This window comes from Brevundimonas alba (assembly GCF_011927945.1).
In the GTDB taxonomy this organism is placed as follows: domain Bacteria; phylum Pseudomonadota; class Alphaproteobacteria; order Caulobacterales; family Caulobacteraceae; genus Brevundimonas; species Brevundimonas alba.
The window spans coordinates 183,695-207,255 of the sequence record NZ_JAATJM010000002.1 but is presented as its reverse complement, the minus strand read 5'-3'; the positions used below and the strand labels follow the sequence as shown (position 1 = coordinate 207,255).

25 protein-coding genes are annotated in these 23,561 nt (G+C 67.9%); 9 read left to right on the top strand and 16 right to left on the bottom strand.

Annotated elements, in window-relative coordinates; all coding sequences use genetic code 11:
* Positions 1 to 6: 6 nt before the first annotated feature.
* The gene (locus GGQ87_RS11435) at positions 7 to 342 is read right to left on the bottom strand and encodes an ArsR/SmtB family transcription factor (RefSeq protein WP_168047916.1); all 336 of its coding nucleotides are present in this window, start codon (positions 340 to 342) and stop codon (positions 7 to 9) included.
* 137 nt (positions 343 to 479) lie between these two features.
* Between GGQ87_RS11435 and GGQ87_RS11430 the strand changes: the two genes are divergently transcribed.
* Positions 480 to 770: a helix-turn-helix transcriptional regulator gene (locus GGQ87_RS11430; RefSeq protein ID WP_168047914.1), complete on the top strand. Its 291-nt coding sequence runs from the start codon at positions 480 to 482 to the stop codon at positions 768 to 770.
* On the opposite strand, the gene GGQ87_RS11425 is transcribed toward GGQ87_RS11430, so the two are convergent.
* The 5 genes from GGQ87_RS11425 to guaB all read right to left on the bottom strand — a co-directional run bounded on the left by GGQ87_RS11425 (position 727) and on the right by guaB (position 7,162).
* Entirely contained in the window at positions 727 to 1,980 is a 1,254-nt protein-coding gene (locus GGQ87_RS11425) for a tyrosine-type recombinase/integrase (RefSeq protein ID WP_168047912.1), read from the bottom strand. The genes GGQ87_RS11430 and GGQ87_RS11425 overlap by 44 nt on opposite strands.
* A gap of 289 nt (positions 1,981 to 2,269) precedes the next feature.
* Positions 2,270 to 3,832: a glutamine-hydrolyzing GMP synthase gene (gene guaA / locus GGQ87_RS11420; protein ID WP_168047911.1), complete on the bottom strand. Its 1,563-nt coding sequence runs from the start codon at positions 3,830 to 3,832 to the stop codon at positions 2,270 to 2,272.
* 31 nt (positions 3,833 to 3,863) lie between these two features.
* Positions 3,864 to 5,276, bottom strand: coding sequence for an RsmB/NOP family class I SAM-dependent RNA methyltransferase (locus GGQ87_RS11415; protein ID WP_168047909.1), 1,413 nt, complete (start codon positions 5,274 to 5,276; stop codon positions 3,864 to 3,866).
* 9 nt (positions 5,277 to 5,285) lie between these two features.
* Positions 5,286 to 5,684, bottom strand: coding sequence for an MAPEG family protein (locus GGQ87_RS11410; protein WP_245161579.1), 399 nt, complete (start codon positions 5,682 to 5,684; stop codon positions 5,286 to 5,288).
* Between the two features lie 17 nt (positions 5,685 to 5,701).
* Entirely contained in the window at positions 5,702 to 7,162 is a 1,461-nt protein-coding gene (guaB, locus tag GGQ87_RS11405) for an IMP dehydrogenase (protein ID WP_168047908.1), read from the bottom strand.
* A 143-nt stretch (positions 7,163 to 7,305) separates the two neighbouring features.
* On the opposite strand from guaB, the gene GGQ87_RS11400 reads away from it, so the two are divergent.
* A complete protein-coding gene (locus GGQ87_RS11400; RefSeq protein WP_245161578.1) occupies positions 7,306 to 7,845 on the top strand; it encodes a DUF2061 domain-containing protein in 540 nt (179 codons plus the stop codon).
* 7 nt (positions 7,846 to 7,852) lie between these two features.
* On the opposite strand, the gene GGQ87_RS11395 is transcribed toward GGQ87_RS11400, so the two are convergent.
* Positions 7,853 to 8,203 carry a hypothetical protein gene (locus GGQ87_RS11395; protein ID WP_168047905.1) on the bottom strand — a complete coding sequence of 117 codons (351 nt, stop codon included), beginning with the start codon at positions 8,201 to 8,203 and terminating at the stop codon, positions 7,853 to 7,855.
* Positions 8,204 to 8,209: 6 nt separating this feature from the next.
* On the bottom strand, positions 8,210 to 8,920 hold the full coding sequence (locus tag GGQ87_RS11390; RefSeq protein ID WP_168047903.1) for an RlmE family RNA methyltransferase: 711 nt from the start codon (positions 8,918 to 8,920) through the stop codon (positions 8,210 to 8,212).
* A gap of 69 nt (positions 8,921 to 8,989) precedes the next feature.
* Between GGQ87_RS11390 and GGQ87_RS11385 the strand changes: the two genes are divergently transcribed.
* Positions 8,990 to 9,451 (top strand): peptidylprolyl isomerase, encoded by a 462-nt coding sequence (locus GGQ87_RS11385; RefSeq protein ID WP_168047902.1) that lies wholly within the window; start codon positions 8,990 to 8,992, stop codon positions 9,449 to 9,451.
* Between the two features lie 36 nt (positions 9,452 to 9,487).
* On the opposite strand, the gene rnd is transcribed toward GGQ87_RS11385, so the two are convergent.
* Positions 9,488 to 10,636, bottom strand: coding sequence for a ribonuclease D (gene rnd / locus GGQ87_RS11380; RefSeq protein WP_168047900.1), 1,149 nt, complete (start codon positions 10,634 to 10,636; stop codon positions 9,488 to 9,490).
* Positions 10,637 to 10,716: 80 nt separating this feature from the next.
* On the opposite strand from rnd, the gene purM reads away from it, so the two are divergent.
* On the top strand, positions 10,717 to 11,754 hold the full coding sequence (gene purM, locus GGQ87_RS11375; protein ID WP_168047899.1) for a phosphoribosylformylglycinamidine cyclo-ligase: 1,038 nt from the start codon (positions 10,717 to 10,719) through the stop codon (positions 11,752 to 11,754).
* On the opposite strand, the gene GGQ87_RS11370 is transcribed toward purM, so the two are convergent.
* Positions 11,751 to 12,215, bottom strand: coding sequence for a hypothetical protein (locus GGQ87_RS11370; protein WP_168047897.1), 465 nt, complete (start codon positions 12,213 to 12,215; stop codon positions 11,751 to 11,753). The genes purM and GGQ87_RS11370 overlap by 4 nt on opposite strands.
* A 114-nt stretch (positions 12,216 to 12,329) precedes the next feature.
* Here GGQ87_RS11370 and GGQ87_RS11365 point away from each other — a divergent pair, with 114 nt between their 5' ends.
* The 3 genes from GGQ87_RS11365 (at position 12,330) to GGQ87_RS11355 (ending at position 16,439) form a co-directional block, all read left to right on the top strand.
* A complete protein-coding gene (locus GGQ87_RS11365; RefSeq protein ID WP_168047896.1) occupies positions 12,330 to 13,712 on the top strand; it encodes a M20/M25/M40 family metallo-hydrolase in 1,383 nt (460 codons plus the stop codon).
* A complete protein-coding gene (gene purN / locus GGQ87_RS11360; protein WP_168047894.1) occupies positions 13,709 to 14,299 on the top strand; it encodes a phosphoribosylglycinamide formyltransferase in 591 nt (196 codons plus the stop codon). Before GGQ87_RS11365 ends, purN begins: the two co-directional genes overlap by 4 nt.
* A 76-nt stretch (positions 14,300 to 14,375) precedes the next feature.
* A complete protein-coding gene (locus GGQ87_RS11355; protein ID WP_168047892.1) occupies positions 14,376 to 16,439 on the top strand; it encodes a M13 family metallopeptidase in 2,064 nt (687 codons plus the stop codon).
* Between the two features lie 109 nt (positions 16,440 to 16,548).
* On the opposite strand, the gene ndk is transcribed toward GGQ87_RS11355, so the two are convergent.
* Positions 16,549 to 16,968, bottom strand: a complete 420-nt coding sequence (gene ndk, locus GGQ87_RS11350; protein WP_168047890.1) for a nucleoside-diphosphate kinase — start codon at positions 16,966 to 16,968, stop codon at positions 16,549 to 16,551.
* Between the two features lie 144 nt (positions 16,969 to 17,112).
* Between ndk and GGQ87_RS11345 the strand changes: the two genes are divergently transcribed.
* The gene (locus GGQ87_RS11345) at positions 17,113 to 19,002 is read left to right on the top strand and encodes an ABC-F family ATP-binding cassette domain-containing protein (RefSeq protein ID WP_168047888.1); all 1,890 of its coding nucleotides are present in this window, start codon (positions 17,113 to 17,115) and stop codon (positions 19,000 to 19,002) included.
* Positions 19,003 to 19,132: 130 nt separating this feature from the next.
* Complete coding sequence (locus GGQ87_RS11340; protein ID WP_209282546.1) at positions 19,133 to 20,542, top strand: serine hydrolase; 1,410 nt, start codon at positions 19,133 to 19,135, stop codon at positions 20,540 to 20,542.
* Positions 20,543 to 20,569: 27 nt separating this feature from the next.
* On the opposite strand, the gene GGQ87_RS11335 is transcribed toward GGQ87_RS11340, so the two are convergent.
* Genes GGQ87_RS11335 through GGQ87_RS11315 form a run of 5 tightly spaced genes read right to left on the bottom strand, consistent with a single transcriptional unit; the run spans position 20,570 to position 23,435 of the window.
* A complete protein-coding gene (locus GGQ87_RS11335) occupies positions 20,570 to 20,845 on the bottom strand; it encodes a peptidase inhibitor I78 (protein ID WP_168047886.1) in 276 nt (91 codons plus the stop codon).
* Positions 20,842 to 21,138 (bottom strand): I78 family peptidase inhibitor, encoded by a 297-nt coding sequence (locus tag GGQ87_RS11330; protein WP_168047884.1) that lies wholly within the window; start codon positions 21,136 to 21,138, stop codon positions 20,842 to 20,844. Before GGQ87_RS11330 ends, GGQ87_RS11335 begins: the two co-directional genes overlap by 4 nt.
* A 22-nt stretch (positions 21,139 to 21,160) precedes the next feature.
* Positions 21,161 to 21,493, bottom strand: coding sequence for a hypothetical protein (locus GGQ87_RS11325; RefSeq protein ID WP_245161577.1), 333 nt, complete (start codon positions 21,491 to 21,493; stop codon positions 21,161 to 21,163).
* The gene (locus tag GGQ87_RS11320; protein ID WP_168047880.1) at positions 21,475 to 21,936 is read right to left on the bottom strand and encodes a DNA polymerase III subunit chi; all 462 of its coding nucleotides are present in this window, start codon (positions 21,934 to 21,936) and stop codon (positions 21,475 to 21,477) included. Before GGQ87_RS11320 ends, GGQ87_RS11325 begins: the two co-directional genes overlap by 19 nt.
* 23 nt (positions 21,937 to 21,959) lie before the next feature.
* Positions 21,960 to 23,435 (bottom strand): leucyl aminopeptidase, encoded by a 1,476-nt coding sequence (locus GGQ87_RS11315; RefSeq protein ID WP_168047878.1) that lies wholly within the window; start codon positions 23,433 to 23,435, stop codon positions 21,960 to 21,962.
* Positions 23,436 to 23,561: the final 126 nt, after the last annotated feature.

Genomic DNA, 23,561 nt, shown 5'->3' with positions numbered 1-23,561 from the left:
GGATCCTCAGGGGCAGCAGGGCGCGAGTTCAGCCAGCAGGGGCTCACACAGGTCCGCCCTTCCGCCGCAGCAGTCCTTGAGCAGGAACAGGACCAGGTCACGGAACTGGTCCAGGTCGGCCCGGTAGATGATCGACCGGCTGCGCCGCTCCGACTTGATCAACCCCGCGCGGGTCAGGACGCCGAGATGGGACGACAGGGTGTTGGCCGGAATCGCCAGATGGTTGGAGATGTCACCGGCCGGCAAACCATCGGGTTCGTGACGCACGAGAAGGCGAAACGCCTCCAGCCGGGTCGATTGCGCCAGGGCGGCGAGAGCGAGAATCGAGGCTTCGGTTTCCATAGTTCCGAATTAGTCGAACTATGGAAATGTTCAACCCCCCTCGCCCATGTGCGCCGTAAGCCTACGGTGGAGAGGTTGCGGCTAGGCCTTCCGCAGTCTTTCGAGTTCGATTCCCCACAGCAACGTGGAGAGACTCGATGGCCCAGGCCGACCCGCCGCTGAGGCGCACGATCAAGAAGCCGCAGCTCCGTCAGATGGTGCCGCTAGCCGACAGCACCATCTGGGAGATGGAACAGCGCGGACAGTTTCCTCGCCGGTTCCTGCTGACGCCGCGCTGTGTCGTCTGGGACCTCGCCGAGGTCGAGGCCTGGCTGGCGCTTCGCCGGGCCAAGCCCATCCGCCGGGCGCCGCCGCCCGACGTCCGCAAGCGGATCACCCGACCTGTCAGAGCCGCGGATCGAAGCGAGGACCGGCCGTTTCCGGGATGACGAGCACGGGCGTGAACGCCCGCCCCGCCTCCCAGGCGTCCACCGCGTTCGACCACTCTTGGGCCATGTGCCGACGCTGGGCCTCGAACTCGGCCTTGTTGTAGACGCCGCGCGACGATCGCTCCTCGTGGGCGAGGCATTTCTCGATCCAGTCTGAGTTGAAGCCCATCTCGTGCAGAAGGGTCGAAGCGGTCCGCCGCAGGTCGTGGACCGTGAAGGGCTCCAACGGCAGGTCCCGCTCACGTGCCCGTTCGGCGATCGCCGAGGTCACCCGGTTGAAGGTCGCCCGCGACATCGGCGCGTCGGCGTCATAGCGCGACGGCAGGATGTAGCGGGAGTTGCCGGCGCAGGTCTTCAGCGCGATCAGGATGTCGAGCATCTGGGTCGAGAGGTAGACGTTGTGCGGCCGCGACCGCTTCATCCGCTCCTTGGGGATCGACCAGACGGCGTTGGCGAAATCCACCTCGTCCCAGACCCCGTCCTGGAGCTCGCTTTTCCGGACCATGCTCAGCAGGATGAACTTCAGGCCGAGGCGGATGGTTGGCAGGGTCGCCACCTCCCCCAGCAGGTTCAGAGCGATCCGGATCTCGGTCGGCGACAGCGACCGGTCACGCGGCCGGAAGGTGGCGATTGAGGCCGGCCCGACCCCGTCGGCCGGATTGTCGATCTTCTCGCCGTGCAGGATGGCGTAGGCGTAGATCTGTTTGACGATGTCGCGAACGTGGACGGCCGTCGCCGGCGCGCCCCGCTCGACGATGGTCTTGCAGTGGGCGCGAAGGTCGTTGGGCGTGATCTCGTTCAGCAGCCGGTTGCGCCATTGCGGCAGGATTTCCCGGTTGAAGATGGACCGCCGCATGTTGCGGGTACTGTCCGCCATGGGCGCATGATCCATCCAGCGCTGGGCCACATGCTCGAAGCTCCGGGCCTGCTGCAGGCGCCGTTTGGCCCTCTGCTTCTCCAGAGCGGGCGAGACGCCTTCGGCGATCATCCGCTTGGCGTCGATGACCTTCTCGCGGGCCTTGGCCAGCGACAGGCCCGCCGGACCGTAGGCGCCCAGCGTCACGGATTCCCGCCGCCCGTTGAAGCGGTAGTCGTACTTGAAGGCGATGCCGCCCTTGGGCGAGATCAGCAGGTACAGACCGTCCCTGTCGGTCATTTTATAAGACTTTGATTTTGGGCGAATATTTCGCAATGCGGCGTCTGTAAGCATACCGTTTTGACTCCAAAAGACCGTCAGGCGCTTTCGAGGTCTTTCGGGATCATTTTCCTTCGCCAAATCCGTAGCTTGGTTCGAAAAAAGACCGTCAGGACGCTCTGGGCCCTCTGACGGTATGGAGCGGATTCCGACCGGGCAATGGCTGCGGGACCGTCAGAGCGACCGACGCAGACGAAAGCAGCCCCTCGAATGGTACCGAGAGGCTGCGAAAGTATTTATCTTATAAGTCAGTGTTTTAGCGCGATTTTCGGAAGCGCTCTGGAAAGATTCAGAAGGCTCTGAATCATTCCCATTCGATCGTGCCCGGCGGCTTGGAGGTCACGTCATAGACCACCCGGTTGACGCCCCGGACCTCGTTGACGATGCGGGTGGCGGTCTTGCCCAGAACGTCCCACGGGAATTCGAAGAAGTCCGCCGTCATGCCGTCGGTGGAGGTCACAGCGCGCAGGGCGAGAACCTTTTCATACGTACGGGCGTCGCCCATGACGCCGACGGTCTTGACCGGGAGCAGGACAGCGAAGGCCTGCCAGATCTGGTCGTAGAGGCCAGCCTTGCGGATTTCCTCAAGGTAGATGGCGTCGGCCTGCTGCAGGGTTTCGACGGCGTCGGGCGTGATCTCGCCGGGGATGCGGATGGCGAGACCCGGTCCGGGGAACGGGTGGCGTCCCACGAAAGCGTCCGTCAGCCCGAGTTCGCGGCCCAGGGCGCGGACCTCGTCCTTGAACAGTTCGCGCAGGGGCTCGACCAGTTTGAGCTTCATGAAGTCGGGCAGGCCGCCGACGTTGTGGTGGCTCTTGATGACCGCCGAAGGTCCGCCCGAAGCCGAGACGCTCTCGATCACGTCCGGATAGAGGGTGCCTTGGGCGAGGAAGGCGGCGCCTTCCACCTTGGCGGCCTCACGGTCGAAGATCTCGATGAAGACCCGACCGATCGTCTTGCGCTTGGTCTCCGGGTCGCTGACGCCGGCCAGCTCGCCGAGAAATTCCTTCGACGCATCAACGTGCACCAGCGGGATGTTGTAGTGCTCCCGAAACAGGGTGGTGACCTGCAGCGCCTCGTCCTTGCGCAGCAGGCCTGTGTCGACGAAGACACAGGTCAGCTGATCGCCGATGGCTTCGTGGATCAGCACCGCTGCGACGGAGGAGTCGACGCCGCCGGACAGGCCGCAGATGACCTTGGCCGAGCCGACCTGCTCGCGAATCTGGGCGATCTTCTCGTCGCGATAGGCCGCCATGGTCCAGTCGCCCTTCAGGCCGGCGATGCCGAACAGGAAGTTGCGGTAGATTTCCGTGCCGCGCGGGGTGTGGTGGACCTCGGGGTGAAACTGGACCGCGTAGATTTTCCGCGCCTCGTCGGCGATCGCCGCGAACGGAGCGCCTGCCGAGGTCGCGACGACGCGGAAGCCCTCGGGTATGGCGACGACCCGGTCGCCGTGGCTCATCCAGACCGTTTCGCGGTGATCGACGGCGCCGATGCCGGCGAAGAAGGGCGTCTCGTCGGCGATGACGATTTCGGCGCGGCCGAACTCGCCCGCGTGGCCGCCCTCGACCGTGCCGCCGAGCACATCGCAGAGGAGTTGCTGGCCGTAGCAGATGGCCAGCATGGGCAGGCCGAGGTCGAACAGCTTGCGGCCGATCCGGGGGCTGTCGGGCTCCAGAACGCTGGCCGGACCGCCGGAGAGGATGATGGCCTGCGGCTTGAGTGTATCGACCACCGTCTCGGCTTTGTCGAACGGGTGGATCTCGCAATAGACGTTCGCCTCGCGCAGGCGGCGGGCGATCAGCTGGGTCACCTGGCTGCCGAAGTCGACGATCAGGACCTTCTGGTGATCAGCGGGGGCGGTCATGCGAGCTCCGGGGCGGAATGGTGGATGGGGCTCACGCCTGCCGCTCGTAGAGGGCAAGGAAGAAGCCGTCGGTGTGGGTCGAGGCCGGCGACAGGCGCAGGCGGTGGCCTGCGGCAGCGCTTCCGAGGCGTTCGCGGGCGGCGTCGGTCAGGTCGGGCGAGGCCAGGGCGTCGGCCACCGGCAGGGGCTGGAAGTCTGGGTGGGCGGCCTCGAAGGCCTCGGTCGTGGCCTCGTTCTCGCGGGTGAGCATCGAGCAGGTGACATAGGCGAGACGGCCGCCCGGCTTCACCAGTTGCACGGCCTGATCGAGGATGCGGAGCTGAAGGACGTGGAGGCGCTCGACCTCGTCCGGCTTGAGCCGCCAGGCGTCCTCGGGACGGCGGCGCCAGGTGCCGGAGCCGCTGCAGGGCGCGTCGACGAAGACGAGGTCGGCCTTGCCGTTGAATTCCTCGACCCCGCCGCCATTCTGGCCCAGCAGGCGCAGGTCGGCGGCGACGCCCGCGCGCTGCAGGCGGGGACGGATGTTGTCGAGCCGCTTCTGGACCACGTCGCAGGCGATCAGGCGCATGCCAGAGACCGGCGGCGCGACGCGTGCAGCGGCGGCCTCGTCCGCGCCGGTCGGGGACCATCCGGTCGGCTTCGGCGCGGAAACCTGCGAAGCGTCGGCGTCCGGGAGCGCCTGAACCGCCAGGGCCAGCGTCTTGCCGCCGCCGCCGGCGCAATAGTCGACGACGATGCTGCCGGGCGTGAAGGTCAGACCGGCGCCCGCCAGCCAGGTGACAATTTGGCTGCCTTCGTCCTGGATCTCGATGCGGCCGGCCTTGAAGGCCTCGAGCGCCTGCACATTGGGCGGCGGCTCGGACGCGAGGCGGAGGCCGGCGGCGGACCACGGCGTCGGCTCCGGGGCGAGGCCGGCGGCGGTCAATTCGGCGGCGACGCTGGCCACCGAGCTCTTTGCCGTGTTGACGCGCAGGTCGATCGGCGCGCGGGGGGCCATCAGCTCGCGGGCTTCCTCGCTCCAGCGGTCGCCGAAGGTGGCCTTGAAGTCCTCGACCACCAACTCGGGCAGGCCGGCGGAGACCCAGCCCGGCAGATCGCCCTCCCCCGCCGTGATGCGGGACCGCTCCTGTTTGGAAAGCGGGCGCGGGCCATAGCCTTCGCCGGCGTGCAGGGCCTCGATCTCTTCCAGAGGCAGGCCGTCGATCAGGGCCAGCGAACCGATGACCAGCGCCCGGCCGTCTTCGCGGCCGCCCATGGCCCAGACGAGGCGTCCGCGGGCGCGGAGCACCTTGTAGACGCGGTCCGCGATGGCGCGTCGGTCCTTGGACCCGGCGTAGCGGTTGGCGGCGCCCCAGGCCTTGAGCACGACCTCGGCGGGGGCGCGCCCCTGCGCGATGCTGTCGAGGACGGAGGCGGCGGCGGCGAGGCGGGCGGCTGGGGTCAATGCGGGCTTTCAGACGAACAGGGCGGCGAGAACCATGACCAGCCCGGCGGCGGAGACGATCCAGACCAGCGAGCGGATGTAGGGAATGCCGAAGGCGTAGAGCGGCACATAGACGAGCCGCCCGAAGAAGTAGAGGTGCGCCCCGAGGGCGGTCATCTGCCCGTCCTTGCCCGCGATATGCGCCATGATCACGGCGGCGGCGAAGATCGGCAGGGTTTCGAACAGATTGGCCTGGGCGCGCATCAGCCGCCCGGCGATCTTGCCGGGCGGAGGGGCCTCGCCGTCACGGGGCCCGGCGTTCCACTTGCCGCCCAGTTCCGCGGTCCTAGCCACGCCGGCCGCCGCGATCTGGACGAGCGCCAGGATCAGGGTGCAGGCCAGAACGATAAACTCGGGCGTCATATCCATGGCCTGCGCTCCCCTGCTCAGCCCTGCCGGTAGTTCGGCGCCTCGCGCGTGATCATCACGTCGTGGACGTGGCTCTCCCGCAGGCCCGCGCCGGTGATGCGCACGAAGCGGGCGCGTTCCTGGAAGTCGGCGATGGTGGCGGCGCCGACGTAGCCCATGGCGGCGCGAAGACCGCCGACCATCTGGTGCAGCACGGGGGCGATGGGGCCCTTGTAAGGCGTCTGGCCCTCAATGCCCTCGGGCACCAGCTTCATCTGGTCCGAGACTTCCTTCTGGAAGTATCGATCGGCCGAGCCACGGGCCATGGCCCCGACAGAGCCCATGCCGCGGTACGACTTGTAGGACCGGCCCTGATACAGGAAGACCTCGCCGGGGCTCTCGTCGGTGCCGGCGAACATCGAGCCCATCATGGCGGCGGACGCGCCGGCGGCGATGGCCTTGGCCAGATCACCCGAATATTTGATCCCGCCGTCGGCGATGACCGGGGCGCCGCTGTCGCGGGCGGCGCGGACGGCCTCCATGACGGCGGTGAGCTGGGGCACGCCGACGCCGGCGACGATGCGGGTGGTGCAGATCGAGCCAGGGCCGATGCCGACCTTCACCGCGTCCGCGCCGGCGTCGATCAGGGCCCGGGCGGCGTCGTAGGTGGCGACATTGCCGGCGATGATCTGGATGCGGTTCGATTCACGCTTGATGCGCTCGACCACGCGCGAGACCTGGATCGAGTGGCCGTGGGCGGTGTCGATGACGACCACGTCCACGCCCGCTTCGGCCAGAGCCATGGATCGCTCGTAGCCCGCGTCGCCGACGGTGGAGGCGGCGCCGACCAGAAGCCGGCCCTGGTCGTCCTTGGCGGCGTGAGGGTGAGCCTGGGCCTTCTCGATGTCCTTCATCGTGATCAGGCCGGTGGCGCGATAGTCCTCGTCAACAACGATGACCCGTTCGATCTTGCGGTCCCGCAGCAGGGCCCGGGCTTCGTCGCGCCCGGCGCCCTCGCGCACCGTGACCAGCTCGCCGGTGGTCATCAGTTCTGCGGCCTTGCGATTCGGGTCGGTGTCGAAGCGCATGTCGCGGTTGGTCAGGATGCCGACCAGCTTGCCGGTCGCGCGGTCGACCACCGGGAAGCCGCTGATCTTCTTGCGGGCCACGATCTCGCGGACCTCGCCGAGGGTGGTTTCCGGATGGATGGTCACCGGATTGATGACCATGCCACTCTCGTACCGCTTCACCTCGCGGACCATGTCGGCCTGTTCCTCGACCGTCATGTTGCGGTGGAGGACGCCCAGTCCGCCGGCCTGGGCCATGGCGATGGCGAGGCGGCTTTCAGTGACCGTGTCCATGGCGGACGAGGTCAGCGGGATGTTCAGCCTGATGTCGCGGGTGAGCTTCGTCGAGACATCCGCATCGGCGGGCATGATCTCTGACGGGCCGGGTTCCAGCAAAACATCGTCGAAGGTGAGCCCTTCGCGTATCTCCATGAGGAGTCTCCGTTTTGCGGGCCGCGTATAGCGGTGGATTGCGGGGAACCGCAAGGGCCGCCCGCGCCTATGAGGACGATAAGAACAATTGCCTTGCGGGATGCGGCGCCGCGCCCACATCTGAAAGACACATGGTTGGATTGTTGATCAGCACCGCCCGCCGCCTCGCGCTCAAGATCGCGAGCTATGGGGTCATGCACCTCGTGGTGGCGATTCTGGTGGCCTTCGCCATCACCCGCGACTGGCGGATGGCGCTGGCCGTGGGCGTGGTGGAGCCATTCTTCCAGACCATCGCCTATTCGATCCACGACCGCGTCTGGCACCGGATCGAGCAGCGCGGCCGGCTGTCGGATGTCGAGGAGGCGGCCGAAGCCTTCACCGCGCGTCTGGAGGTCATGGACCCGCACGAGCAGCGCCGGGTCCACGGGGGGCATCACGGGCACAGCCACGCCCTGCCCCGCTCGCTGAAGCAGATCGCCGCCAAGACCGTCACCTATGGCCTGATGCATTTCACCGTGGCGGTGACCGTGGCCTTCGCCCTCACCCAGAACTGGAAGACGGCGCTGGCCATCGGGATTATCGAGCCGCTGGTGCAGACGGTGTTCTTCACCGTGCATGACCGGGTCTGGACCCGAATCGAGGCGCGGAAGGCGAAGCGGGCGGCGGAGCTGGCCTCGGCGTGAGCCCGAGCTAATCCTCGATCGGAACGAACCGAATTTCCGCGACGCGCCCGGCGTTGAGGTCCCCAACCGAACCTGCAGCGAAGAGACGGCCGTGTTCATCCTTGGCGATCACGCGGCACCACGTTTCTGACTGCGCATATACGAGGCGGGTGCAAAGGCGGCCATCTTCCGCCCACCAGCGCCCGTTCAGCGCGACTCTCCCGGACTTCACGTAAGCGCCGCCGGGATAGAAGGCCTCATCCATATCGACGACACGAGGCTCGTCGCGCCGCATGCCACTAACGCGGCTCTCAATTTCACTGCCCGGCACCAATGTGAGGATTATCGCCTGAAGGCTGGTGAGAAGAGCTGGAAGCATCCGCGCCTATCTCCTGTTCATCGCCACCAGAAACACTTCGGCGCTGTCCTTCCGGCTGGATTCCGGCTTGACGTATTTGACCGTCTCGAACTCCTCGCGAAGCCGGGCCAGCACGCCGCCGGCGTCGCCGCCCTGGAAATTCTTGGACACGAAATGCCCGCCCGGCTTCAGCGTCCGGATGGCGAAGTCGGCGGCGATCTCGATCAGGGCGATGATCTTGAGGTGGTCGGTCTGTCGGTGGCCCACGGTGTTGTGCGCCATGTCGGACAGGACGAGGTCGGGCGCGCCGCCCAGCAGGTCCATCATCTGCTGATCGACGCCCGCATGGGTGAAGTCGGCCTGGATCAGCTCGGCGCCGGGGATGGGCTCGATCGGCAAGAGGTCCACGCCGACCACCGCCTTGGCGCCCCGTTTCAGCGCCACCTGCACCCAGCCGCCTGGCGCGGCGCCGAGATCGATGACCCGGCTGCCGGACTTGATCAGGTGAAAGCGGTTGTCGATCTCGATCAACTTGAAGGCCGCGCGGCTGCGCCAGCCCTCGGCGCGCGCCTTCTCCGACCATTTGTCGGACAGCTGGCGCTTGATCCACTGCTGGCTGGACATGGACTTGGTGTCCGCCGTCTTCATTTTCGTGCCCATGCCGCGACCGGCGGCCGTGCCGCCCGAGGGCGGGCGCACCATGCGGCGGCGTTCGGCGGGCTTTTCTTCGTCGCTCATCGCATCCACATAGCCCCCGACGGGATTGCGGGCTATGGACCCGCGACATTTCACAAGGAGCAGCCCCCGATGGCCGAAACCCTGACCTTCACCCTGGACACCGGCGACGGCGAAGCCCGCGACGTGGTCATCAAGCTGCGCCCCGACCTGGCGCCGGGCCACGTCGCCCGCATCACCGAGCTGGCCAACGAAGGCTTCTACGACGGCGTGGTCTTCCACCGCGTCATCGCCGGCTTCATGGCCCAGGGCGGCGATCCGACCGGCACCGGCACCTCGGGCTCGTCCAAGCCGAACCTGAAAGCCGAGTTCTCGCGCGAGCGTCACGCCCGCGGCGTCTGCTCCATGGCCCGCACCTCGGATCCGAACAGCGCCAACAGCCAGTTCTTCATCTGCCTGGACGACGCCTCCTTCCTCGACGGCCAGTACACCGTCTGGGGCGAGGTGATCGAAGGCATGGAGAACGTCGACGCCCTGCCGAAGGGCGAGCCGCCCCGGAACCCGGGCAAGATCGTCAAGGCGACGGTGAACTGAATACGGAAAGGGCCGCTCGATGGAGCGGCCCTTTTGCTATTCGATCTCGACCACCTCGACCCGGGGGCCGTTGAGGACGAGGGCGATCTCGCCACGTTTGAGCTTGAGAGCGTCCTCGCCGAACAGCTGGCGGCGCCAGCCCTTGAGGGCGTCGACGTCGGCCTCGTCGTCGAGGGCGATCTTTTCGAGATCGGCGACGTTGGCGATCAGCTTGGTGGCCACGCCGGCGTTGTCGCTCTTGGCCTTGAGCAGGACCTTGAGCAGTTCCACGACAGACGGCGGCGCGGGCTGGTTGTGGGCCGGGCGCTCCAGCTTTGGCGCGTGCGCCTCTGGGTCTTCGAGGACCCGCTTCAGTTCGGCGGAGAGTTCGAGGCCGAGACGCGAGGCGCCGAAGCCTTTCGGCACCGAGCGCAGACGGTTGAAGGCGTCGGGATCGGTCGGGCCCTGGGCCGCGATCTCGTCGATCGCCTCGTCCTTGAGGATGCGGCCGCGGGGCTGGTCGCGTTCCTGCGCCGCGCGCTCGCGCCAGACGGCGGTGGCGACGAAGGCGGCGAGGTATTTGGCCGAGTATTTCTTGGGCTTGAGCCGCTTCCAAGCCTTTTCCGGATCGGTGTCGTAGAGGGCGGGGTCCGTCAGGTCCTTCATCTCGGCCATGACCCAGTCGAGACGCCCCTCCTTCTGCAAACGGTCGCGCAGCTTGGGGTAGAGGGCGGCGAGATGGGTGACGTCGCCGAGGGCGTAGACCAGCTGGGCGTCCGACAGGGGGCGGCGACCCCAGTCGGTGAAGCGGCTGCCCTTGTCGACTTCCTGCCGCAGCATCTGGCGGACCAGCGCCTCGTAGGAAACCTGATCGCCGAAGCCGGCGGCCATGGCGGCGACCTGGGTGTCGAACATCGGCTTGGGCATGGCGCCCAGTTTGACGAAAATCTCCACGTCCTGCCGGGCCGCGTGGAAGACCTTGAGAATCGATTCGTCGCGCATCAGGTCGAGGAAGGGCGACAGGTCGAGCCCGTCGGCCATCGGATCGATGATGGCGGCCTCCGTCGCCGACGCGGCCTGGATCAGGCACAGGCGCGGCCAGTAGGTCGTCTCCCGCATGAACTCGGTGTCGACGGTGATGAAGGGCTGGTTCGCGAGCTTTGCGCAGAAGTCGCGCAGCGCCTCGGTGGTGGTGATCGGCGTCATTCGGATGCTATAGCCCCGCCAACTGCGGTTGTGGCAAGAGCCGCCGCACAAATCCGACCTCTGATTCAGGCCCGTGACCGATGAGCGACACCCCCGAGAGCCTGCGTAACGGCCTGACCTACGCCGACGCGGGGGTCGATATCGACGCCGGGGAGATGCTGGTCGACGCCATCAAGCCGCTGGCGAAATCGACACGCCGGCCGGGCGCGGAGGCGTCGCTCGGCGGTTTCGGGGCCCTGTTCGACCTGAAGGCGGCCGGGTTCGAGGATCCGCTGATCGTGGCCACCACCGACGGCGTCGGCACCAAGCTGAAGATCGCCATCGAGACGGGGCGGCACGACGGAGTCGGGATCGATCTGGTCGCCATGTGCGTCAACGATCTGTTGGCGCAGGGCGCCGAGCCGCTGCTGTTCCTCGACTACTATGCGACCGGCAAGCTCGAGATCGACGCGGCCCGGCGGGTCGTGGCCGGGATCGCCGAGGGTTGCCGGCAGGCGGGCTGCGCCCTCGTCGGCGGCGAGACGGCGGAGATGCCGGGGATGTACGCCGGCGGCGACTACGATCTGGCCGGCTTCTCGCTGGGCGCGGTCGAACGGGGCCATGCGCTGCCCTATCTGGATCGGCAGGCCGCGAGCGATGTGATCATCGGTCTGGCCTCATCGGGGCCGCACTCGAACGGCTATTCGCTGATCCGCAAGGTGGTCGAGAAGTCGGGGCTGGGCTGGGGCGACGATGCGCCCTTCGCCAAGGACCGCACCCTGGCCCAGGCCCTGATGGAGCCGACCCGCATCTATGTTAAGCCGGTGCTGCCGGTGATGAAGGCCGGACTGGTCAAGGGCGCGGCGCACATCACGGGCGGCGGCCTGATCGAGAACCCGCCGCGCTGCATCGCCGACGGGCTGCACGCCGTGTTCGACTGGGACGCCCTGCCCGTGCCGCAGGTGTTCCAATGGCTGGGCGAGGCCGGGGGCATCTCGGATCACGAGCTGCGCCGGACCTTCAACTGCGGGGTTGGGTTCATCCTGATCGTGGCGCCGGAGAACGCCGAACCGGTGCTCGAGGCGCTGCTGGAAGCCGGCGAAGTCGCCTTCGTTTGCGGTCAGCTCGCCGCGAACTAGAGGCCTTCGGCGTCGAGGCTGGAGTAGCTGGCGCGGACGATGGTCGCGCGGCCAGGGTTCTGATGGACGGAGATGGAGACGCCGCCGCGAGTCCAGACGGGCCAGTCGGTCGGCTCGTCGGGGCTGGCGGCGAAACCGACCTCGACCAGAGGAGCGGCGATGGCGTCCCGGGCCTGACCGAAGGCTGAAGAGCGGGCCTGAACCGCGCAGACGCGGCGGAGATTGCCATCATCGACTGAGCCGGAGGTGGTCAGGGTCACGATGAATACGTCGTTGCGGGAGCGGAACTCCCCCTCCCCGTCCTCGATCAGCCCGCTGAGGCCGTTGCGAACGATGACCGCCTGATCCGCCGCGCCTTCGGAGACATAGGGGAGGCAGACGTCCATGATGATGTCGCGGGTGATCTGCCCCGGGTCCTGGGGGCTGGCGACGAAGGCGGCGGCGAGGATCAGGGTGTGCATGGGAACCTCCAGACCGGCACTGTTCCGGAGCCGGGCCCCGAGCGCAAGTGGGCGGATTGACCGGCGGAGCACGCCCCGGCAAGGTCCGCGCCTTCCATTTCAAGAGGTCGCGATATGCGCGTGCTGCCGATCGCCCTGGCCGGGCTGATGCTGGTTTCGGGTCCCGCCGGGGCCCAGACCCCCGCGCCTTCCGAACACGCCCTGCTGCATCAGGTCGCGGGGGAGGTGCAGCCGGAGCGGATGCGGGCGGACATTGAGGCGCTGGTCGGCTTCGGGACGCGCCACACCCTGTCGGACACGCAGTCGGACACGCGAGGCATCGGGGCGGCGCGACGCTGGGCTCAGCGGCAGTTCGAGGCCATGGGCCGGGACTGCGGCGGCTGCCTCACGGTGGTGACGCCGTCGGACAGCGTCACGGGGGCGCGCGTGCCCAACCCGACCGAAGTGGTCGACGTGGTGGCGATCCAGCGCGGCACGGGCGATCCGAACCGGGTGATCATAATCTCCGGGCACATCGACTCGCGCGTCACCGACGTGATGAATTTCACCGATGACGCACCGGGCGCCAACGACGACGCCTCGGGCGTGGCGGCGGTGCTGGAGGCCGCGCGGGTGCTGTCGAAGCACCGGTTCGAGGCGACGCTGGTCTATGCCGCCCTGTCCGGCGAGGAACAGGGACTGCTGGGCGGCAAGATCCTGGCCGACTACGCCCAGGCGCAGGGCTGGCGGGTCGAGGCCAATCTGAACAACGACATCGTCGGCAACTCCGAGGGCCAGACCGGCGTCCGCGACATGACCCGCGTCCGCGTCTTCTCGGAAGGCACCAAGACGGTCGAGACGGAGGCTCAGGAGGAGCGGCGGCGCTACAACGGCGGCGAGGTCGATTCCTCGTCGCGCAATCTGGCGCGGTTCGTCGATGCGATGGCCGAGCGCTACCTGACCAATTTCGACGTCGAGATGATCTACCGCACGGACCGCTACGGGCGCGGCGGGGACCAGGTCGAGATGCTGCGCCACGGCTTTCCGGCTGTGCGGATCAGCGAAGGCGCCGAGAACTATGACCGCCAGCATCAGGACCTGCGGACCGAGAACGGCCGCCGCTATGGCGACACCATCGACGGCGTGGACTCCGCCTATCTGGGTCAGGTCGCGCGGCTGAACATCGTCACCATGGCGGGGCTGGCCAATGCGCCGGCCAGCCCGCTGGGCGTGACCATCGAGGGGGCCGTAAAGCCCGACACCACGATCAAGTGGGAGGCGGTTCCGGGCGCGGCGGGCTATCGCGTGTGGTGGCGGTCGACGACCGCGCCGCAATGGACGCACAGCCGCTGGGCCGGATCGGCGGCGGAGATGGTGCTGCCGGGCGTGGTCATCGACGACTTCTTCTTCGGCGTCTCGGCGGTGTCGGCAGACGGCTATGAGAGCCCGGTCGTCTTCCCCGGCCCCTCGGGCTCGTTCGTCTCGGTCGGCGACCCGGCTCCCCGCCCCGCGCAATGACGGAGCGCGTCAGGGTCGCGGTCCTGATCTCCGGGGCCGGATCCAACATGGCGGCGCTGATCGACGCGGCGCGGGCGGGCGACTGCCCGTTCGAGATCGCGCTGGTGCTGTCCAACAGGCCGGAGGCGACGGGGCTGACTGTCGCGCGCGAGAAGGGCGTGCCGGTCGCGGCCGTCGATCACCGGCCGTTCGGCGGCAACCGCGAGGCGCACGAGCGCGCCGTGGACGAGGCCTTGGCGGTGCACCGGATCGAGGTGGTGACGCTGGCCGGCTATATGCGGCTGCTGACGCCATGGCTGGTGGGGCGCTGGCGCGGACGGATGCTGAACATCCACCCCAGCCTGCTGCCGAAATACCCGGGCCTGGACACCCATGCGCGGGCGCTGGCGGCCGGCGACGCCGAAGCCGGCTGTTCGGTGCATCTGGTGACCGAGGGTGTCGACGAGGGGCCGGTGTTGGGCCAGGCGCGCGTGCCGGTGCTGGCGGACGACAATCCGGGCTCGCTGGCGCAGCGGGTTCTGGCGGCGGAGCACCGGCTGTATCCGGCCGCGCTCACGGATTTCTGCCGCCAGATGAGAAGTTTGTAATCTGACGAGTTTCGCCGCGACAGGGCCCCGGCCTTGAGTCAGGTTGCCGCCCAAGTCTCAATCGGGGTCTTTTCCAATGCTCAAGCTTCGTCTCATGGCCTGCGCGGCCACGGCGGTCCTGTCGCTCGCCGCCACCGCGGCCCTCGCCCAGAACACGCCGCCCATCGTTGAAATCCCGTCGACAAGCCAGCCCGCCATCGGCGAGTTCGGCTTCGACATGCAGGGCATGGACACCTCGGTCCGTCCGGGCGCGGACTTCAACCAGTTCGCCAACGGCACCTATCTGAAGAACACGCCGATCCCGGCGGACCGGACCTCGTACGGCGCGTTCCACGTGCTGCACGACCGGTCCCAGGAGAACCTGAAGACCCTGATCGAGGAAAGCGCGGCCAATCCGTCGTCCAGCGAGGACGCCGCCCGCATCGGCGCCTTCTACAACAGCTTCATGGACGAGGCGGCGGTCGAGCGCCTCGGCGCCAGCCCGCTGCAGGCCGATCTGGCCGAGGTCCGGGCCGCCGACACCCGCCAGGAGATCGCGGCGCTGATGGGCCGGACCCAGAGCGGCTTCGGCTCCAGCATCTTCGGCGTCCAGATCTTCGAAGACCTGCAGGACGCCCGCAAGACCAGCGCCTACGTCGTCCAGGGCGGCACCGGCCTGCCGGACCGCGACTACTATCTGGAAGACAGCTTCGCCACGCAGAAGGTCGCCTATCAGGCCTATATCGCCAAGGCGCTGGAACTGGCGGACTGGCCGAACGCCGAACGGGCCGCGGCCGACATCGTCGCGTTCGAAACCCGGCTGGCCGAACAGCACTGGACCGCGGTGCAGAACCGCCAGATCGACAAGATCTACAATCCGACCACGGTGGCCGATCTGGCGACCACAGCGCCCGGCTTCGACTGGGCGGCCTGGGCCGAGGGGGCGGGCATCGCCCAGGTCCCGACCCTGATCGCGGCCAACAACACCGCCTTCCCGGGCATGGCCAAGGTGTTCGCCGAGACGCCGGTCGAGACCCTGCAGTCGTGGCAGGCCTTCCACGTGATCGATCAGGCTTCGCCGTATCTGTCCTCGGCCTTCGTCGACAACCAGTTCAACTTCTACGGCAAGGTGCTGGGCGGTCAGCCCGAGAACCAGCCGCGCTGGAAGCGTGGCGTGGCGCGGGTCGACGGCTCGCTGGGCGAGGTGCTGGGTCGCGAGTTCGTGGCGCGCCACTTCCCCGCCGAGTCCAAGGCCCAGATGGAAGAACTGGTCGGCAACCTGCGCGCCGCCATGACGCGCCGGATCGAAAATCTCGACTGGATGAGCCCCGAGACCAAGCAGCAGGCGCTCTACAAGATGAGCCGCTTCGGCGTGAAGATCGGCTATCCGGACGAATGGCGCGAGTATGACGGCCTGCGGCTGGAGCCAGGCGACCTGTACGGCAACGTCGAACGTTCGTCGGCCTTCGAATGGGCCTTCAACGTCGACAAGCTGACGAAGCCCGTGAACCCGCTGGAGTGGGGCATGACCCCGCAGACGGTGAACGCGTACTACAACCCGGTGCGCAACGAGATCGTCTTCCCGGCGGCGATCCTGCAGGCGCCCTTCTTCGATCCGAACGCGGACCCCGCGATCAACTACGGCGGCATCGGCGCCGTGATCGGTCACGAGATCACCCACGGCTTCGACGATCAGGGGCGCAAGACCGACGGCGACGGCGCTCTGCGCGACTGGTGGACGGCCGAGGACGCCGCCAAGTTCGAGGAGCGGGCCAAGGTGCTGGGCGCCCAGTATTCGGCGCTGAGCCCGGTCGAAGGCGTCAACGTCAACGGCGACCTGACCATGGGCGAGAACATCGCCGACATGGGCGGCCTGCTGCTGGCGCTCGACGCCTACCACATGTCACTGAACGGCCAGCCGGCTCCGGTGATCAACGGCCTGACCGGCGACCAGCGGGTCTTCCTCGGCTGGGCCCAGGTGTGGCGCAACAACAGCCGCGACGAGGCCCTGCGCCAGCAGGTGACCGTCGATCCGCACGCTCCGGCCATGTTCCGGGCCGGCGCCACGGTGCGCAACATCGACGCCTGGTACGAGGCGTTCGGCGTCCAGCCGGGCGACGAACAGTACCTCGCGCCGGAAGCCCGCGCCCGCATCTGGTAAGCAGCTGGCGAGCCGAATGAAAAAGGCCCCGGCGGAGCAATCCGCCGGGGCCTTGTCGTTTTGCGCTAACGCCCGCGACGCGGTCGCGGGCTGCTTGCGCGCGTGGCGCTTAACCGACGATCTGGTCGTCGGTGAAGAATTGAGCGATCTCGATGCCGGCGTTCTCGATGGAGTCCGATCCGTGGACCGAGTTCTCGCCGATCGACAGGGCGAACTGCTTGCGGATGGTGCCTTCGGCTGCCTGTTCCGGGTTGGTGGCGCCCATGACTTCACGGTAGCGGGCGACGGCGTTCTCGCCTTCCAGAACCTGGACGACGACCGGCTCGGCGGTCATCTGGCCGACCAGTTCGCCGTAGAACGGACGTTCGGCGTGGACTTCGTAGAATTTCTTCGCCTGGGCGTCGGTCAGCTTGACGCGGCGCTGGGCGACGATGCGCAGGCCGGAGCCCTCGATCACGGCGTTGATCGCGCCGGTCAGGTTGCGGCGCGTGGCGTCGGGCTTGATGATCGAGAAGGTGCGTTCGGTCATGGAGGTGACTTCTTGTTGGGAGATTGAGGGTCGCGGGCTTATAGCGGCGCCCTCCCCGGTTTCCAACCGCCCCTTTTTTGTGTCCCTAACGCTTGGCGCGCGGCGCCGCGCTACTTGAGGGACGGCCCGAGACTTCGACCGACCATGCTCCAGATCACCGACCTGACCTTCAACGCCTGGGGCCGCAAATTCCTCGAGGACGCTTCCGTCAGCCTGCCGCCCGGCGCCAAAGTCGGGCTGGTCGGCCGCAACGGCATCGGCAAGTCGACGCTGTTCAAGCTGATCCTCGGCGAACTGGCGGCGGGCGGCGACGAGATCAGCCTGCCCAAGACCGCGCGCATCGGTTCGGTGGACCAGGAGCACCCCGCCACTCCGGTCAGCGTGCTGGAGACCATCCTCGAGGCCGACGTCGAGCGCCACGACCTGCTGACCCGGCTGGAGACGGCCGAGCCGGAGGAAATGGGCGAGATCTGGACCCGGCTGATCGAGATCGACGCCGACGCCGCGCCCGCGCGCGCCGCCGAAATCCTCGTCGGCCTCGGCTTCGATCAGGAGAACCAGCTGCGGCCGATGTCCGAATTCTCGGGCGGCTGGCGGATGCGGGTGGCGCTGGCCGCCGCCCTGTTCGCCGAGCCGGACATGCTTCTGCTCGACGAACCGACCAACTACCTCGATCTGGAAGGCGCGCTGTGGCTTGAGGCCCGGCTGAAGAAGTATCCGAATACGGCGCTGATCATCTCGCACGACCGGGAGATGCTGAACGAGGTCTGCACCCACATCCTGCACCTCGCGAACCGCACGCTGACGCTCTACACGGGCAACTACGACCAGTTCGAAAAGGCGCGGGCCGAGAAGGCGCGCCTGCAGCTGTCGGCCAAGGCCAAGCAGGACGCCGAGAGGGCGCACCTGCAGGCATTCGTGGATCGCTTCAAGGCCAAGGCGTCCAAGGCCGCGCAGGCCCAGTCGCGGATGAAGCGTCTGGCCAAGATGCAGCCGGTGGCGACCACCATCGAAGAGCGCGTCGCCCCCTTCATCCTGCCCTCCCCGCCCCGTCCGCTTGCCCCGCCGCTGATCCGGCTGGAGCGGGCCAATGTCGGCTATGAGACCGGCAAGCCGATCCTGCGCAATCTGAACCTGCGCATGGATCTGGACGACCGGATCGGGCTGTTGGGCGTCAACGGCGCCGGCAAGTCGACCTTCGCCAAGATGATCGCCGGCGCCCTGAACGTGTCTGAAGGCGAACTGCACCGCGACCGCAAGATGCGGGTCGGCTGGTTCCACCAGCACCAGATCGAGGCGATGGATCCCACCGACACGCCGCTGGAGATCATCCGCCGGGCCATGCCCGACGCCAGCGAAAGCAGCCGGCGGTCCAAGCTGGCGCAGTGGGGCCTCGGCTACGAGAAGCAGGAAACCACTGTGGCCAGCCTGTCGGGCGGCGAGCGGGCGCGCCTGCTGCTGAACCAGGTGGCGATGGACGCGCCGCACATCCTGATCCTCGATGAACCGACCAACCACCTCGACATCGACAGCCGCCGGGCGCTGCTGGATGCGCTGAATGAATATTCGGGCGCGGTCATCCTGATCACCCACGACCGCTCGCTGATGGAGCTGGTCGCCGACCGGCTGTGGCTGGCGGCGGACGGGACGGTGAAGCCGTTCGAGGGCGACATGGACGAATACGCGAAGTTCGTTCTCGACCGCGCCAAACAGGCCGCCGTGAAGCCGTCGCAGATCAAGGCGGAGGCCGCGAAGGTCGAGGCAGCGCCAGCGCCTGCCCCGGCCAAGAAGTTCGACAAGAAGTCGGGTCCGTCGCCCTCGACATTGCGTCACGCGGTGAAGAAGGCCGAGGCGCGGATGGCGGCGCTGACCGCCGAAGTAGCGCGCATCGACGACGATCTCGCCAACGCCGCTGTCAATAATCCCAAGGCGCTGGAAGGCCTGACGCGGGCGCGGGCGAAGACCCAGGCCGATCTGGAAGCCGCCGAAGCCGCCTGGATGCAGGCCGAGGAAGCGCTGGCGGAGGTCGCCTGAGCCATCGCCGGCGCGAGCGCGACCGATCCGCCTCGTTACAGAAAACTAATCTGACGGCGTGCATCCGCAGACCGTGACAACGGCCTCATTCCATCGATGGCGTGACGGTCACGCCCTACGGGGTTTCAACGTGTCAAAGACTGTATTTTCCGGCGGCCGGGGCCGTGGAGCCGTCGGCCTGTCTCGAGCTCACGCCGGCAGGACGGGCGTCGCCCTCGCCGCGCTGGCCGTGGTCGCCCTCTGCGCTGCGCCGGCCATGGCGCAGGACGCGGGCCGCATGGATCAGGTCGCCCGCGCATCGGTCGCCACGGGCGAGTTCTCGGGATCGGTTCTGGTCGCGCGTGACGGTGAGGTTCTGCTCGATCAGGGATACGGCTTCGCCAACCGCGAATGGAGCATTCCCAACGACGGCGACACCGTCTTCCGCCTAGGGTCGGTGACCAAACAGTTCACCGCCGTCGCCATCATGATCCTGAAGGAGCGCGGGCTGGTGGACCTCGATGCGCCGGTGAAGACCTGGCTGCCGGACGCGCCGGCGGCCTGGGACGGCGTCACGGTCAGTCACCTGCTGAGCCACACCTCCGGCGTGCCCAACTTCACCGACTTTGACGACTACGCGGCGTCGCGAACGCAGCCGGCCACGGTCGACAGTCTGATCGCCCGCTTCCGCGACCACCCGCTGGACTTCCAGCCGGGCGAGAAATGGAACTACTCCAACTCCGGCTATGTCCTGCTGACCGCCATCATTGAGAAGGTCAGCGGCCGACCATACGCCGACTTCGTTGAAGAGACCCTGTTCCAGCCCCTCGGCATGGCCGACACCGGCTATGACAGCCGCACCGCCGTCGTGCCCCGCAGGGCGTCCGGCTATGTGCCCACCGGCGGCGGCGGCGTGGCCCACGCCGACTATCTGGACATGAGCATCCCGCAGGGCGCCGGCGGCCTCTATTCGACGACCCACGACCTGCTCAAGTGGGAACAGGGTCTGTTCGGCGGCCGGTTGCTGCAACCGCAGTCCCTGACCCTCCTGACGACGCCGGTTCGCAACGACTACGCCTTCGGTCTGGGCGTCGCCGAGGCGTATGGCGACAAGACGATCAGCCACTCCGGCGGCATCGAGGGCTTCAACACCTACATGGCCTACGACCCGGCCCGGCACATGACGGTGATCGTGCTCGGCAATCTCAACGGCCCGGCTCCGACCAAGATCGGCGCCGATCTGCTGACCCTCGCCCGGGGCGGGACCGTGACCCTGCAGAGCGAACGACAGGCCGTCGCCGTCGAGGCCGGTTCCTTGATGGCCTACGAAGGCGTCTACGAGCTGTCGCCGACATTCCTCATCACCGCCTCGGTCCTCGACGGCAAACTGATGGTGCAAGCGACCGGTCAGGATGCGCTGGAGCTGCAGGCGGAGTCGGCCGGCACCTTCTTCCTGCGCGAGGTCGACGCCCAGGTGGTCTTCACCCGCGACGCCTCGGGCGCTGTCGACGGCCTGGTCCTGCATCAGGGCGGCCGGGCGGCTCCCGCGCGCAAGCGCTAGCCCGGCCTTCGTCTCAGGCGACGGAAATCATCCGCAGTCGACGCTGCGGATGATGCCGCTGGCCTCGTCGAAGCGGACGTTGAGGCGGTCGGGCCGGAGGTCTTTGGTCGTCGGGCAGGTGGTGCAGACCACGCGAACGTTGGCGTCCGCGGCGAAGCTGACGGCGCCGACGTGCGAACCGATCAGCGACTTCGCCGCCTCGGCGTCACATCGCTGCGGGATCGGCTCCGTGGGCGGCGTCTCCGACACTGGCGCGCACGAGGCCAGCGCGAGGGCGCCGGCGGCCAGGATCAGGGCCCTCATCCGCACTTCACTTCACGAATGATGCCGGTGGACTGCTCATAGAAGACGTTCAGCCGGGTCGGGTTGTAGTCCATGGTCACGGGGCAGGTCGTGCAGGTGACGCGCCAGGTCTCGCCCGCGGGCTGGGCCGGCAGTTCCGAGCGGTTGCGGCCGACGAAGCGCTGGTACTGGTCGGCCCTGCACTGGGACGGGCCATCATCCGGAGGCATGGGCGCGGAGGCGTCGCCGTCCATCGGGGCGCAGGCTCCGGCCAGCAGGCCGGCGGCGGCGAGGGGTAGCCATTGGATCTTCATCACGCGTCTCCCTTGGTTGGCTTCAGCCGCAGCGGACCTGTTCGACGATTTCGGTCTGCTCGTTGAAGAAGATGTTCAGGCGGTGCGGGGAATAGTCCTCGGTCACGGGGCAGGTGGTGCAGGTCACCCGCCGGTTGACGATCTCGACCGGCACGGGGATTTCGGACTTCGACCGGCCGACCAGCCACTGCAGCTCTCCGGCTTTGCAAAGATCGGCGGTCGGGTCGGTGGGGCGCGTGCCGATGGGCTGGCTCATCTGCGCCTCCTCGACGGCGCGGGGCGCGGGCGCGTCGGACGCCGGGGTCGACGAGCAGGCCGCCAGCGCCGCGAGGGGGATCAGGCCGCCTTTTCCCAACGCCCCTCGGGCGACTGCTTCCAGTAGGCGAGGTTGGCGCCCGCGTCCTTCAGCGTCTTCCAGCGAACCCGGGCCGCCTGCAGTGCGGTATCGTCCCTGCCGTCGAAGATGATGAAGCATCGATCGAACCCTTTCGTATCGCCAAGCTGTGCGTCGTCCACGATGAACAGCGCCTGAGCGCCGTTCGGGTTCTCCGAAGCGTCGGTGAGCAGGATCGGCTGGCGGGCCGCCTCGGGCTCCGAAGCCCGGCCATGGGCGAGGAAGCTGTCGTCCCGGTAGATCCAGAGCCGTTCGTCGATGTCGTCGAGCAGGCGTTCGTCGGCGGCGCGGACCAGCGCCCGCCAGCCCCGCTCCCGCGTCTTTTCCAGCAGACCGGGCAGCACCTGGTCGAGCGTCGAGCGCTCGAGATGGTAGAACCAGATTTCAGGTCCGGCGTCAGCCACCCCTGCCCTGCCTTTCAGCCGCGTCAGCTCTCGTAAGAGTCCGCCACCATACGGTCGAGGGTGCGGACGCCCCAGCCGACGGCGCCGTCCGGCACGGTCGGGGACTTGCTGTCCTTGACCCAGGCCGTCGGGGCGATGTCGATGTGGGCCCAGGGCGTGCCGTTGGTGAAGCGCTGCAGGAACAGGGCGGCGGTGATCGAACCGCCGGCGCGGCCGTTGCCGGTGTTCTTCACATCGGCGATCGGGCTGTCGATGTGGCGCTCGTAGGCGGCCGGGATCGGCATCCGCCAGGCGTTCTCGCCGACCTTGGGCGCGGCGGCGAGGAAGTTGTTCGCCAGCTCGTCCGAGTTCGAGAAGACACCGGCGTATTCGAGGCCGAGGGCGACGATCATGGCCCCGGTCAGGGTCGCCAGATCGAGCATGAATTTCGGCTTGAAACGCTCCTGGGTGTACCAGAGGCAGTCGGCCAGAACGAGGCGGCCCTCGGCGTCGGTGTTCAGCACCTCGACCGACTGGCCCGACAGCGACATGACCACGTCGCCCGGGCGCTGGGCGTTACCGTCCGGCATGTTCTCGACGAGGCCGAGCACGCCCACGGCGTTGACCTTCGCCTTGCGGCCGGCGAGCGCGTGCATGAGGCCGGCCACGGCGGCGGCGCCGCCCATGTCCCACTTCATGTCTTCCATGCCGTCAGCGGGCTTGATCGAGATGCCGCCGGTGTCGAAGCAGACGCCCTTGCCGACGAAGGCGATCGGCTGGTCGCCCTTGGCGCCGCCGTTCCACTTCATGATGGCGACCTGGCTGTCACGCACGCTGCCCTGACCGACGGCCAGCAGGGTGCGGAAGCCGAGTTTCTCGAGCTCCTTTTCGCCGAGGATCTCGACCTCGAGGCCGAGCTTCTCCAGCGCCTTGACCCGCTTCGCGAACTCTTCGGGATAGAGGATGTTGGCCGGCTCGCTGACCAGATCGCGCGAGAACTCGACGGCCTCGGCGACGGGCGAAAGGCTGGCGTAGGCGGCCTCGGCGGCCTTCACGTCGGCGGCGACGACCTTGATCGTCTCGATCGACGGCGTCTTCTCGGGCTTCAGCGTGGTGCGGTATTTGAGGAAGCGATAGCTGGCCAGACGGGCGGCGAAGGCGGCGCGGGCGGCCTGGTCCGCGGTCAGCGAATGGGCGTCGATCGTCAGCGAGGTCGCGCCGGACATCTTGACGGCGTGATAGGCGGCGCCGGCCGCGGCCTCGAGGGCCAGATCGTCGAACTTCCCGGGATCGCCCGCGCCCGTCAGCACCACCGTGCCGGCGTCGATGCCGGACGGGGCGGCGACGACGAGGGTGCTGTTCGAGCCGCCTGTGAAGCGGCTGGCGCCCATCGCCCGCGTCAGGGCGCCGGAAGCGGCCGAATCCAGCTGGGCGCCCATGCCGTGGAAGGCGCGGCCTTCGTGGACCAGCACCGCCAGCACTTCGGCTGCGGCTGCGGAGGCGACGAACTCGATCTTCATGGGCTACTCCAGCCGGGGACTGGAGGCCCCGGACGCGCTTACAAGGGTCGCGCGGGCCTGTCGCCGGTGCGCGGTGATGTGTATTAGAGGCGTTCCAGCCGCCGCCTGCAACGGGCGATTTCCTCC

What these genes read in the sequence shown, in the direction of transcription:
- GGQ87_RS11435 (WP_168047916.1), bottom strand. Translation starts at nt 342, where the DNA reads ATGGAAACCGAAGCCTCGATTCTCGCTCTCGCCGCCCTGGCGCAATCG.
- GGQ87_RS11430 (WP_168047914.1), top strand. Translation starts at nt 480, where the DNA reads ATGGCCCAGGCCGACCCGCCGCTGAGGCGCACGATCAAGAAGCCGCAG.
- GGQ87_RS11425 (WP_168047912.1), bottom strand. Translation starts at nt 1,980, where the DNA reads ATGCTTACAGACGCCGCATTGCGAAATATTCGCCCAAAATCAAAGTCT.
- guaA (WP_168047911.1), bottom strand. Translation starts at nt 3,832, where the DNA reads ATGACCGCCCCCGCTGATCACCAGAAGGTCCTGATCGTCGACTTCGGC.
- GGQ87_RS11410 (WP_245161579.1), bottom strand. Translation starts at nt 5,684, where the DNA reads ATGGATATGACGCCCGAGTTTATCGTTCTGGCCTGCACCCTGATCCTG.
- guaB (WP_168047908.1), bottom strand. Translation starts at nt 7,162, where the DNA reads ATGGAGATACGCGAAGGGCTCACCTTCGACGATGTTTTGCTGGAACCC.
- GGQ87_RS11395 (WP_168047905.1), bottom strand. Translation starts at nt 8,203, where the DNA reads ATGCTTCCAGCTCTTCTCACCAGCCTTCAGGCGATAATCCTCACATTG.
- GGQ87_RS11390 (WP_168047903.1), bottom strand. Translation starts at nt 8,920, where the DNA reads ATGAGCGACGAAGAAAAGCCCGCCGAACGCCGCCGCATGGTGCGCCCG.
- GGQ87_RS11385 (WP_168047902.1), top strand. Translation starts at nt 8,990, where the DNA reads ATGGCCGAAACCCTGACCTTCACCCTGGACACCGGCGACGGCGAAGCC.
- rnd (WP_168047900.1), bottom strand. Translation starts at nt 10,636, where the DNA reads ATGACGCCGATCACCACCACCGAGGCGCTGCGCGACTTCTGCGCAAAG.
- purM (WP_168047899.1), top strand. Translation starts at nt 10,717, where the DNA reads ATGAGCGACACCCCCGAGAGCCTGCGTAACGGCCTGACCTACGCCGAC.
- GGQ87_RS11370 (WP_168047897.1), bottom strand. Translation starts at nt 12,215, where the DNA reads ATGCACACCCTGATCCTCGCCGCCGCCTTCGTCGCCAGCCCCCAGGAC.
- GGQ87_RS11365 (WP_168047896.1), top strand. Translation starts at nt 12,330, where the DNA reads ATGCGCGTGCTGCCGATCGCCCTGGCCGGGCTGATGCTGGTTTCGGGT.
- purN (WP_168047894.1), top strand. Translation starts at nt 13,709, where the DNA reads ATGACGGAGCGCGTCAGGGTCGCGGTCCTGATCTCCGGGGCCGGATCC.
- GGQ87_RS11355 (WP_168047892.1), top strand. Translation starts at nt 14,376, where the DNA reads ATGCTCAAGCTTCGTCTCATGGCCTGCGCGGCCACGGCGGTCCTGTCG.
- ndk (WP_168047890.1), bottom strand. Translation starts at nt 16,968, where the DNA reads ATGACCGAACGCACCTTCTCGATCATCAAGCCCGACGCCACGCGCCGC.
- GGQ87_RS11345 (WP_168047888.1), top strand. Translation starts at nt 17,113, where the DNA reads ATGCTCCAGATCACCGACCTGACCTTCAACGCCTGGGGCCGCAAATTC.
- GGQ87_RS11335 (WP_168047886.1), bottom strand. Translation starts at nt 20,845, where the DNA reads ATGAGGGCCCTGATCCTGGCCGCCGGCGCCCTCGCGCTGGCCTCGTGC.
- GGQ87_RS11330 (WP_168047884.1), bottom strand. Translation starts at nt 21,138, where the DNA reads ATGAAGATCCAATGGCTACCCCTCGCCGCCGCCGGCCTGCTGGCCGGA.
- GGQ87_RS11315 (WP_168047878.1), bottom strand. Translation starts at nt 23,435, where the DNA reads ATGAAGATCGAGTTCGTCGCCTCCGCAGCCGCAGCCGAAGTGCTGGCG.